The organism is Pseudomonas sp. Pmew2 (assembly GCF_058129885.1).
This window is the reverse complement of sequence record NZ_CM176702.1, coordinates 591,748-603,955: the sequence shown is the minus strand read 5'-3', so window position 1 is coordinate 603,955 and position 12,208 is coordinate 591,748. Positions and strand designations below refer to the sequence as shown.

The window sequence follows — 12,208 nt, the reverse complement described above, 5'->3', positions numbered from 1 at the left end:
TGCCCATGCTCCGCGTGGGCATGCCGGTCTGGACGCTCCGCGTCCTCTTGCGACGCAGAGCGTCGTGAACTGCATTCCCACGCTGGAGCGTGAGGAACGATCGGGGTTCTGGAGAACCCGTCTTGACCATGTCCTGTGCATTTATGTGCCGCAAAGCCCAATAAAAAGCCCCCGACGCGCTAAGCGTCAGGGGCTTTTTTCGTAGCCGGGCGGTTTTAGACCGGGACCGGCTCCGATGCTTTACCTACTGGTTGCAAAGGCAGCAACGGCGCATGTGGATCAGCTTCGATGGAAGCTCTCCAGGCGGCCAGCCACTCTTCGTGACCTTCGCTCCAGACGCGCTCATGCAGGCGCCCAAGGGCGACCGGGTCGCTCAGCAGCATCAGACGTTCCTGATTGCCGAGTTTGGCCGGACCTACCTTCAGAGCATGATCAACACGCTCCATGCGCACCACTTCGATCGGCTGTGCCTGACGGTGACGCGAGGTTGCCAGGGCGCAGGCCAGAGCATTCTGGCGAGGATCCACCACAGCCCGAATGAAGCCTTGTTTCAGCGCATGCCAGCGGTTCTCGTAGGTGTACTGATCCGTCGAGATCAACTCTTGCGGCGGTTCGAACTCTTCAGGAATCAGGAAGAACTTCTCGTCACGCGCCTTGACGCCCAGATTGGTACGGCTGGAAATCACCGATACCGGAATCGACAGCATCAACGAGACCACAATCGGCGCAAGCCACCACAGGAAGCTCGGGTTCAACCAGAACACCAGCAAGGCCCAGCACGCGCCCAGCAGTGTCTGTGGACCATGACGCTTAACGGCTTCGATCCACGGCGTGGAGTCGTCGTCGCGTTGCGGAGAGTTCCAGGTTGCGGCCCAGCCCAGGAAAGCGGCCAGTACGAAGCGGGTGTGGAACAGCATGCGCACCGGTGCCAGCAGCACCGAAAAGAGCATTTCCAGCAGCATCGAAACGGTGACCTTGAACTTGCCACCGAAGCCTTTCGCGCCCTTGGCCCAGATCAGAATGACGCTGAGCAGTTTAGGCAGGAACAGCAGGACGATGGTCGTCGAGAACAACGCAACAGCTTTTTCCGGGTGCCATTGTGGCCACAGCGGATACAACTGACGCGGTTCAAGGAAGTAGGTCGGCTCCATCAGTGTGTTCACCGCCAGCAAGGCCGTGGACAGCACGAGGAAGAAGAACCACAACGGTGCCGACAGATACGACATCACACCGGTCAGGAACACCGCACGGTGAACCGGGTGCATGCCCTTGACCAGGAACAGCCTGAAGTTCATCAGGTTGCCGTGGCACCAACGGCGGTCACGCTTGAGTTCGTCCAGCAGGTTGGGCGGCAATTCTTCATAACTGCCCGGCAGGTCGTAAGCAATCCACACGCCCCAGCCGGCACGGCGCATCAGCGCAGCTTCGACGAAGTCGTGAGACAGGATCGCACCGGCAAAGGCACCTTTACCCGGCAGCGGCGCCAAGGCGCAATGCTCGATAAACGGCTTCATGCGGATGATCGCGTTGTGACCCCAATAGTGGGATTCACCCAACTGCCAGAAGTGCAGACCGGCCGTGAACAGCGGACCGTAGACCCGCGTAGCGAACTGCTGCATGCGTGCATACAGCGTGTCCATACCCGACGCACGTGGCGCGGTCTGGATGATACCGGCGTCCGGCGTGGCTTCCATCAGGCGAACCAGACTGGTCAGACACTCTCCGCTCATGACGCTATCGGCATCGAGCACGACCATGTAGCGGTATTCACCACCCCAACGACGGCAGAAGTCGTCCAGGTTGCCGCTTTTGCGTTTTACGCGACGACGACGACGGCGATAGAAGATCTTGCCGAAACCTTTGGTCTCGCGGCATACGTCCAGCCAGGCCTGTTGCTCGGCAACGGCAATGTCGGTCTCGTTGGTGTCGCTGAGTACGAAGAAATCGAAACGATCCAGATCACCCGTAGCCGCGACCGACTCGAACGTAGCGCGCAGGCCGGCGAAAACCCGTGGCACGTCTTCGTTGCAGATCGGCATGACCAGCGCAGTACGTGCGCCCTTTTCGATCGGCTCGTTGCCAGCACTGGCACCCGAGATACGGTATTTGTCGCGACCGGTGAGCAGCTCAAGGAAGCCCATCAGTGCGGTCCAGAAACCGGCCGACACCCAGCAGAAGAGAATCCCGAATAGCAACAGAATGCTGGTCTGCAAGGCATAAGGCATGACCTGCAAAGCAGTCTGCACGAAGGTCTGACGGGTGATTTCGTCGAGCGAAACCAGCGACCAGCCCTGATACGGGAGAATGCCCTTCATATACCAGCCAGCCACGATCGTTTGACCCAGCATCAGGATCAGCAGGATGTAACGACGGATCGAACCGACGGTGCGCCAGCGCGCCTTGGGCAGATCACGAGGCAGATCGTCGGGCTCTGGCTTGGGCGGGTTGGTCTTGCCGGTCAGGCGACGCCAGCCGCGTACCAGAATGTTGGTGCGCCATGGCTCTGGCACGACCTTGGTCCGGCGAATCGGCGGTGTGGCCTTGAGGCACAGGCGACCGCTGGCATCGACGCCGAGCATCTCGGCGTCCTCCAGCTGGTCTGCGGTGGTCAGCGTAAGGCGGCGACCCACCGAAGCCTGAGCGGCCTCGGCAGGGTCATTGACCGGCTGCGCAGAAAGACGCTCATGCAACTCGGCGAAGGTCTTGCAGCCGGCAAGTTCTGCCCGCTGCTCGTCGCTCATCGGTAAATGCGCCAGGTACTCGTTCAGAGACACTGGCACCGGTAGAGAATTACTCATCGCTCGGCAACTGATAGCTCCAGGTCTCGGTCATGACTTGCAACGTCTTGGCCGGTTCCGGATGGGTGGGTGCTGCCTCGGTTTCAGGCTGCTGAATCTCTTTACCGTCCTTGTCCTTGGCTGCATCGGTTTTGGCAACTTCGCCTTTACCTTTCGCAGCGTCGGCCTTGCCAGCTTCAGGCTTGGCGGTCTCGGGTTTGGCGGCTTCAGGCTTCGGCGCGTCGGCCTTGGCGATTTCTACCTGGTCGTTGGCAGATTCCTTGGCAACTGCCGGTTTGGCAGCTTCCTTGGCAGCAGCCTTCTTCTCTTCAGCTTTGTCTGCAACGAGCAGCGCAGGTTCCTTGCCCGGTTCGGTAGGGATCTCACGCAGCAGGTAAGCGCGCATTTCGGTTGGCTTGCCGGAATCCTTGACCTTCACACGCAGGGTCAGGCGGTAGCCTTTGGTGACCGGGTTATAGCGCAGGTTGTTTTCCACCAGTTCGACGTTGTCGTCAGTGGTCACCTGGCTGCGAATGGTCTTGTCTTCCGGCAATGCGGCCAGTACCGGGCCCACGAAGTCGACCAGGAAGGCAAGGCTGCCATCCGGCTGACGGATCAGGTTGGACTGACGCACATCACCGATGGAGCGTTGGGTCTGCTTGACCCAGCCCAGATCCGGCGAGTGGATCGAGTTTTCCTGCATGGTCCAGTGCAGACGGTAATCGAATGCCATTTCCTTGCCCGGCTCTGCGAGAGTCTCAGGCTTCCAGTAGGCCACGATGTTGTCGTTGGTCTCGTCGGCAGTCGGAATTTCGACCAGCTCGACGGTGCCCTTGCCCCAGTCACCTTTCGGCTCGATCCAGGCGCTTGGACGCTTGTCATAGCGGTCATCCAAGTCTTCGTACTGGCTGAAGTCACGGCCACGTTGCAGCAGACCGAAACCACGCGGGTTTTCGACCGAGAAGCTGCTGATGGACAGATGTTTAGGGTTGTTCAGCGGACGCCACAACCACTCACCGTTGGCAGCCTGAATCGACAGACCGCTGGAGTCGTGCAGCTCGCGACGATAGTTAGGTACACGCGAAGGCTGGTTGGCACCGAACAGGAACATACTGGTCAATGGCGCAACACCGAGCTTGTTGACCTTGTCACGCAGGAACATGCGCGACTTGACGTCAACCAGAGTGTTGGTGCCAGGACGCAGGGTCAACTGATAAGCACCGGTAGCGCGCGGCGAGTCGAGCAGCGCGAAGATCACCAGATGATTGTCATCCGGACCCGGCTTCTCGATCCAGAATTCCTTGAAGCGCGGGAACTCCTCACCAGACGGCGATGCAGTGTCGATTGCCATGCCGCGTGCGGACAGGCCATAGACCTGACCCTTGCCGATCACGCGGAAGTAGCTCGCGCCCAGCATGGTCATGATTTCGTCCTGCTTGTCATCCTTGTTGATCGGATACAGGACACGGAAACCGGCATAACCCAGTTTCTCGGTGGATTTGGGGTCGATCTTCAGATCGCCGAAATCGAAACGACTGGAGTCGTACTTGATTTCGTCGACGCTGGTAGCGGTCACTTCGTTGATCTTGACCGGCGTGTCGAAGTGCATGCCCTGGTGGTAGAAAGACACTTTGAACGGAGTCTTCTCGCCCGCCCATTCGGCCTTGTCATCACGGAAGCGAATCTTCTGATAGTCGGCAAACTTCATATCGCGAAGCTCGTTCGGCAGATTGCTCCTTGGAGCCTCGAACTTCTGCCCGGCCAGTTCTTTGGCTTTTGCCGTTACATCATCAAGATTGAACGCCCACAGCTGACCTGCACTGAACAGGCATACAAGGGCCGAGCTTGCCAGAAGTGCACTACGCAACCGCTTGACAGGTGTCTTTGGAGCATCACAGGGACTAACAATCACGAGCAACCCTCGCCGAAAAACAGATGAAAAAACCAACGGCCAGCTATCAATGCCGGGTTGGCGAGCATTGTTCCGACTCCGAATGGGCTTAATGATTCCCCAACCCGGTGCCAGAACCGCTTTTGTCATACCAAATGGACCAACAGTGTCGATCCCCGTAACGCGCGATTATCCAGCAGCGCGCGCCACAACGCATCAGGTATGACAAAGAAATTTATTTCCCGTGCGACCGGAAAATTCAGGGGAGAAACGATGAAATCGTAGCTTATGTATCGAACAAAAATATCACTGGGCCATCATTTATCAAATGCACTTGCATGTCCGCACCAAATTGGCCCGCAGCCACAGTGGTATGCGCGATTCTGGCCTGACTCAATAGATAGTCGAACAGCTCGGCGCCCAGCGCTGGAGCAGCGGCTTTCGAGAACCCCGCACGCAACCCGCTTTTGGTATCCGCGGCCAGCGTGAACTGCGAAACCAGCAACAAGCCACCGCCTACCTCGCGCAAGGATAGATTCATCTTGCCGTCGGCATCGCTGAACACTCGATAATTAAGCAGCTTGTGCAGCAACTTATCGGCACTGGCGCGGGTGTCTTGAGGCTCTATGCCCACCAGCACCAATATGCCCTGATCGATAGCACCGACAACTTCGCCGCCCACCTCAACGCGTGCGTTTCGCACGCGCTGCAACAAACCTTTCATAAATGCCTTTCCAGACTCAAAACCAATACCAGGCTGCTGTCATGCTTCTTCGGGCGGGAGGTCGAGCAGGTTGCGCGCAATTTCTGCAGCGGCACGCACCAGCGCATCGGCGATACCGGATTCCGACGCCGAATGGCCAGCCTCACGAATGACCTGCAGTTCGCTGCCGGGCCAGTTCTGATGCAACTCCCAGGCATTATCCAGCGGGCAGATGACGTCATAACGACCGTGAACGATGATTGCCGGCAGGTGCGCGATCTTTGGCATGTCGCGAATCAACTGGTTTTCCTCAAGGAACGCCTTGTTCATGAAGTAATGGCATTCGATGCGCGCAATGGACAGCGCACGGTGCGGTTCGGCGAAGCGATCGACCACTTGCGGGTTGGGGCGCAAGGTTGCACAACGCCCTTCCCAGGTCGACCAGGCTTTGGCAGCGTGCATCTGGGCGATCTGGTCCGGCCCCGTGAGGCGCTTGTGGAAGGCAGCCAGTAGGTTATCGCGCTCATCCAGCGGGATCGGCGCTACATAATCCTGCCAGTAATCAGGGAACAGACGGCTGGCACCCGCTTGATAGAACCAGTCGATTTCTTGCTGACGGGCCAGGAATATGCCTCGCAGGATCAGCGCGTGTACGCGGTCTGGATGGGTCTGCGCGTAAGCCAGGGCCAGAGTCGAGCCCCACGAGCCGCCGAACAGCACCCATTTGTCGATTCCGAGGTGCTCGCGAATCCGCTCCAGGTCCTCCACCAGTTTCCAGGTGGTATTGTTCTCAAGACTGGCATGCGGTGTGGAGCGACCGCAGCCACGCTGATCGAACGTTACGATACGGTACAGGTTAGGATCGAAATAGCAGCGACTGTGCGCATCGCATCCGGAACCAGGGCCGCCATGAATGAATACCACTGGCAACCCTTCTGGCGAGCCACTTTCATCGACGTAAAGCACATGCGGTTGTTCCACGGCCAGATCGTGCCGGGCGTAGGGTTTGATCTGCGGGTACAAAGTCTGCATAAGTGCTCCATAAGTCCAGTTCAGAGGCTTCTATTATTCTGCCGTTGGCATCATAAACCCGAAACGAAGAATCAGCATGCTGCACGTCATTGATCGGGATGGAACGATCGATGCAAGCGTTTTGCCAATTTGGTCAGCGCGCGAACCAGAGCCGTTGCCCTGGGTCGAAGCGAGGGCGCTGCCTTCAATTATTTCTACTATTTTCAGGAAATAACTGACGACACGCCTACAGTCTAAGAATCCCGTTTTCCATTCGTCAGACTACTTGAGGTTGTACCGATGTCTCAGGAACCACTTGTTCGTGACGCTGATGTGGCTGCTTTCCGCGCCGCTGTGCTCGCCAAACTCACCTATTCGGTGGGCAAGGACCCCGACCATGCGTTTGAGCATGACTGGTTTGAAGCTGTTGCCCTTGCCGCCCGCGACCACATGGTCGAACACTGGATGGACCACACGCGACAGATTTATCGCAAGGTCCAGAAGCGCGTTTACTACCTGTCTCTGGAATTCCTCATTGGCCGACTGCTCTACGACAGCCTGAGCAACCTCGGCCTGCTGGAAGTGGCTCGCGAAGCATTGACCGAGCTGGGTGTGGATATCGAACGTATCCGCTTGCTTGAACCGGATGCTGCGCTGGGCAACGGCGGCCTGGGTCGTCTGGCAGCGTGCTTCATGGAAAGCATGTCGACCCTGGGCATTGCCGGGCACGGTTATGGGATTCGTTACGAGCACGGGCTGTTTCGTCAGGGCATCGTCGACGGCTGGCAGCAGGAACAGACCGAAAACTGGCTGGACTTCGGCAACCCGTGGGAATTCGAGCGTCCTGAGGTGGTTTACTCCATCGGTTTCAGTGGCAGCGTCGACACTGTGGTGACCGAAGCGGGCGACTCGCGTCAGGTCTGGCGTCCGGGCGAAACCGTTCGGGCCATTGCTTACGACACCCCTGTGGTCGGCTGGCGCGGGAAAAGCGTCAACACCCTGCGCTTGTGGCGCGCCCGTGCGGTGGAAGACCTGCATCTGGAACGCTTCAACGCTGGCGACCACTTTGGCGCCGTCGCCGAAGTAGTGCGCGCCGAAAGTATTTCCCGCGTGCTGTACCCGAACGATGCAACCGAAGCGGGCCAGGAACTGCGCCTGCGCCAGGAATACTTCTTTGTTTCCGCATCGCTGCAGGATTTGCTGCGCCGCCATCTGAACCAGCACGCCACGCTGACCGATCTGCCAGACCATGCAGCGATTCAGATGAACGACACGCACCCGTCCATTGCAGTGGCCGAGCTGATGCGTCAGTTGATCGACAACCACAACATCCCGTGGGACACCGCCTGGAAAATCACCGTCGGCACCCTTGGCTACACCAACCATACGCTGCTGCCGGAAGCGCTGGAGACCTGGTCGGTCGGCCTGATGGAGCGGATGCTGCCGCGCCACATGCAGATCATCTACCTGATCAACGCACAACACATCGACACACTGCGCGCCAAAGGCGTCGACGACGTCAACGTGCTGCGTGCGGTATCGCTGATCGAAGAAGACAATGGTCGTCGGGTACGCATGGGCAACCTGGCGTTCCTCGGCTCGCACAGCGTCAATGGCGTTTCGGCGCTGCATACCCAACTGATGCGCAAGACCGTGTTTGCCGAGCTGCACAAGATCTATCCGGAGCGGATCAACAACAAGACCAACGGCATCACCTTCCGCCGCTGGCTGTTCCAGGCCAACCCGAAGCTGACCGAAATGCTCGTCGAAGCGCTGGGTGAGGACGTTCTGGATAATGCCGAGACTCGCCTCAAAGAGCTTGAGCCGTTCGCCGATAAGTCTTCGTTCCGCAAGCAGATGGCCGACCAACGCCTGCACAGCAAGCGCGCACTGGCAGCGATCATTCATGAACGCTTGGGTATTGCCGTCAATCCTGCAGCGATGTTCGACGTCCAGGTCAAACGGATTCACGAATACAAACGCCAGTTGCTGAACATGTTCCACACCGTCGCGCTGTATCAGGCGATTCGTGCCGAGCCAGGCACAGACTGGGTTCCGCGGGTGAAGATCTTCGCTGGCAAGGCGGCGGCCAGTTATCACTCGGCCAAGCTGATTATCAAGCTGACCAACGATATCGCCCGGACCGTGAACAACGACCCGACGGTGCGTGGCCTGCTGAAAGTGGTGTTCATGCCCAACTACAACGTCAGTCTGGCGGAGAGCATCATCCCGGCAGCCGACCTGTCCGAGCAGATTTCCACGGCAGGCCTGGAAGCTTCAGGGACCAGTAACATGAAGTTCGGCCTCAACGGCGCACTGACCATCGGCACGCTGGACGGTGCCAACGTGGAAATGAGCGAGCAGGTCGGGCTGGAGCACATGTTCATCTTCGGCATGTCCTCGCAACAGGTCGAAGCCCGCAAGCGCGCAGGCGAATTCAACGCACATGGAGACGTGGCGGCATCGGGGCGTTTGAACGATGTACTACAAGCGATTCGTGGTGGCGTGTTCTCGCCGGATGATCCGAACCGTTACGTGGGACTGATCGATCAGCTGCTGGATTATGACCGCTTCCTGGTCTGTGCCGACTTCGATTCGTACTGGGCAGCACAGGCCAAAGTCGAGGAACGCTGGCACGATTCCAAGGAATGGTGGCGCTCGGCGGTGCTCAACACCGCACGCATGGGCTGGTTCTCTTCGGACCGGACTATTCGCGAGTACGCCGGCGACATCTGGAAGGCGCTGGACTGACTCGGAGCCTGAACATACTTACACAACCCCCGTGGGAGCGAGCTTGCTCGCGAAGAGGCCATTAAGGTCTCCGCAAAGAAGGCGCTCGAAACGACGCCTTCGTGAGCAAGCTCACTCCCACAAGCGCCTCAAGGATCTGTCTCAGTCCTGCAGAGACTCTGGTGCCCCCCGGCATAAAACATTACAAACGATGTCCGCCCGCCCCTATATACTGCGCTCGATGAACCTTCACACATCGAAAAGGATGTCGTCGCGTGCTTTGGATTTGTCTGGTGGTGGGCGGTGCAGCGCTGGGCTACGCGCTGAGCTATGACGAGTGGGCAGGTGCGCTGATCGGCGCAGTCATGGGCTGGGCCGTCTGGGCAGGCATTCGCATGCGCCTGCTTGGCAGGCAATCCGCCGACCAACTGCAACAACTGCTCGCAACCCGCCAATCCCTCGACGCCGTTCAACAGCGCCTGAGCGTGCTCGAACGTCAGTCCGCGCCCGGCGTGCCACCTGCGCAGGACGCCGCACCGCTCCCAGTGGATGCGGTCATTATCGAGACACCCACTGAAGGCCCAGAGCTGATCTGGGACTTGCCGGACGAAGAGCCGCAGGTAGCAAAGCCTGTCGAACCCGCTCCCGATATCCACCAGCCTTCAAAGGCCGCTCAGCCCAATCTGCTGGACAGCGCCATCAATCGCGCAAAAGACTGGCTGCTGGGCGGCAATACGGTACTGCGCGTGGGCGTAGTGGTGCTGTTTCTCGGGCTGGCCTTTCTGTTGCGCTACGCCACCGAAGGCATGGTCGTACCGATTGAAGCACGCTACGCCGCAGTCGCCGCCAGCGCGCTGGCCTTGCTCGGTCTGGGTTGGTGGCTGCGTTTGCGCAACGGTCCTTACGCGCTGATGTTGCAAGGCGCAGGCGTAGGCGTGCTATACCTGACCGTCTTTGCGGCGATGAAATTGCACGCCCTGCTCGATCCGGCACCGGGCTTTGTGCTGCTGGTAGCGATCACCGCTTTCTCGGCCATTCTGGCGTTGACACAGAATGCTCTGGCCCTGGCCTGCGCCGGTGCGCTGGGTGGATTCGCAGCACCACTGCTTGCTTCGACCGGGCAAGGCAGCCACATCTCGCTGTTCAGTTACTTTGCCCTGCTCAACGCGGGCATCATTGCCATCGCCTGGTTCAAGGCCTGGCGTATTCTCAACCTGATCGGCTTTTTCGGCACTTTCGGCATCGGTTTCGCCTGGGGCATACGGGCTTACACCCCCGAGCTGTTCTGGAGCACCGAGCCCTTTCTGATTCTGTTCTTTGTGATGTACCTGGCCATCGGCCTGCTGTTTGCGCGTCGCAAGCTGCTGGAACTCACTGACGCGCCACCGGATGCCAGTCGCGAAACACTGCTGCGCTGGTCGGCACGTCAGGGTGATTACGTCGACGGCACCCTGCTGTTTGGCACGCCAATCGTCGGGTTCGGCCTGCAATACGCGCTGGTCGAACACCTTGAGTTCGGTGCCGCGCTCAGCGCGCTCGCGCTGGGCCTGATCTACATGGGTCTGGCACGCTGGCTGGCGGCACGTGCGAACGGCCGAACCGTTTTGTTGATGGAAACCTGCCTGGCGCTGGGCGTGGTGTTTGCCACGCTGGCCATCCCGCTGGGTCTCGGTTCGCAATGGACGACCTGCGCGTGGGCCGTGGAAGGCGCAGCGGTTTTCTGGCTGGGCCTGCGCCAGCATCGCAAACTGGCCCAGGTTTTCGGCCTGGTGTTGCAGGTGTGCGCCAGCGCAATGCTGATCAGTGATTCAGACAATTCCAGCTGGGCTGGCGACTACTGGACACCGATGATTCTGGCCATCGCGGCCCTGATCAGCGCCTGGAGCGTGTTCCGTTTCAACACCCTGATGATCATCGATCAGAAAATCGCCAGAACGGTACTGACGATATGGGGCGCGATCTGGTGGGCGGCTTCATTGATCAGCGTCGTGCAACTGTACGCACCGAACAGCGTGCAGACGCCACTGCTGTTGATCGCGGCTGCGCTCAGCGTAGCTATCTGGGCAGTGCTGGCCCTGCGTTTGCACTGGCCAGACCTCGCCGTATTGTGCAGCGTACTCACCCCAGTCAGCGCCCTTCTGTTACTGGGCTCGCTGAGTGAGCATTACCACCCGGCCGCGAACTGGGGCTGGCTGGCCTGGGCAGCCGTGTTCGCCATGCATCTGCTGACCTTGCACTATCTGGCAGACACGCTGCCGATCCTCGCGCAACGTATCGCTCACACCACAGGCTGCCTGTTGATCATCAGCGTACTGGCACTGGAATTGCGTTTCGGCCTGTTGCAGCTGTCCGAGTCTTACAACGCCTGGCGCTGGCTGGGCTGGGCGATTCTGCCCAGCCTGTTCCTGCTGGCGATGAGCTCAGAGCGTCAGTGGCCATGGCCGGTGAAGGCTTGCCCCGAGGCCTACCGTGTCGGGGCCGCGGCACCACTGGCGGCATTGATGCTGGCGTGGTTCTGGCTGGCGAACACGTTCAGCGACGGTGCGGCGGAACCGCTGCCCTATATCCCGCTGCTCAACCCGCTGGAAATCGGCCTGCTGCTGGCTCTGGCCGGGGTATGCCTGTGGATGCGCAAGTACCTCACACGCCCTCGCAATGCTGCCTTGCTGGTGGCAGGCGCTTCACTGTTTGCACTCGTCACGGCAATGGTCATGCGCACGGCCCATCATTGGGCTCAAGTGCCGTGGCACACCGAGGCGCTGCTTGAGTCGATGCGCGTTCAGGCCGGGTTATCGATCGTCTGGACGCTGATGGCACTGGCCCTGATGATCGGCGGTCACATGCGCAGCAACCGCGAGCTCTGGCTGGGCGGCGCAGCATTGATCGGCGTGGTGGTGATCAAGCTGTTCTTCGTCGAGCTGAGCAACCGTGGCGGCATGGAGCGAATCGTCTCGTTCATCGGTGTTGGCATTCTGCTACTGGTGGTGGGATATTTCGCACCATTGCCGCCGAAACACTCTGCCAGAGAGGTCGGCGAAGAACCCGGCCCAGGCCCGACCGCCGCGCCGGATAAGCTATGAGGAAAACGTTCTTGAG

The 12,208-nt window shown here is 59.4% G+C and carries 6 protein-coding genes; 2 read left to right on the top strand and 4 right to left on the bottom strand.

The features are described from left to right. Positions 1-215: 215 nt before the first annotated feature. From mdoH to pip, 4 genes are all read right to left on the bottom strand, one after another. Positions 216-2,798 (bottom strand): glucans biosynthesis glucosyltransferase MdoH, encoded by a 2,583-nt coding sequence (gene mdoH / locus AC4ANK_RS02790; RefSeq protein WP_002551624.1) that lies wholly within the window; start codon positions 2,796-2,798, stop codon positions 216-218. Then, a complete protein-coding gene (locus tag AC4ANK_RS02785) occupies positions 2,791-4,695 on the bottom strand; it encodes a glucan biosynthesis protein G (RefSeq protein WP_274521415.1) in 1,905 nt (634 codons plus the stop codon). The genes mdoH and AC4ANK_RS02785 overlap by 8 nt, the downstream gene beginning before the upstream one ends. 259 nt (positions 4,696-4,954) lie before the next feature. Then, positions 4,955-5,392: a D-aminoacyl-tRNA deacylase gene (dtd, locus tag AC4ANK_RS02780; protein WP_002551622.1), complete on the bottom strand. Its 438-nt coding sequence runs from the start codon at positions 5,390-5,392 to the stop codon at positions 4,955-4,957. A 39-nt stretch (positions 5,393-5,431) separates the two neighbouring features. Continuing rightward, complete coding sequence (pip, locus tag AC4ANK_RS02775; protein WP_005730969.1) at positions 5,432-6,403, bottom strand: prolyl aminopeptidase; 972 nt, start codon at positions 6,401-6,403, stop codon at positions 5,432-5,434. Positions 6,404-6,682: 279 nt separating this feature from the next. Here pip and AC4ANK_RS02770 point away from each other — a divergent pair, with 279 nt between their 5' ends. Further along, the gene (locus AC4ANK_RS02770; RefSeq protein ID WP_460384153.1) at positions 6,683-9,133 is read left to right on the top strand and encodes a glycogen/starch/alpha-glucan phosphorylase; all 2,451 of its coding nucleotides are present in this window, start codon (positions 6,683-6,685) and stop codon (positions 9,131-9,133) included. Between the two features lie 254 nt (positions 9,134-9,387). After that, positions 9,388-12,192, top strand: a complete 2,805-nt coding sequence (locus tag AC4ANK_RS02765) for a DUF2339 domain-containing protein (RefSeq protein WP_002551619.1) — start codon at positions 9,388-9,390, stop codon at positions 12,190-12,192. Positions 12,193-12,208 lie beyond the last annotated feature (16 nt).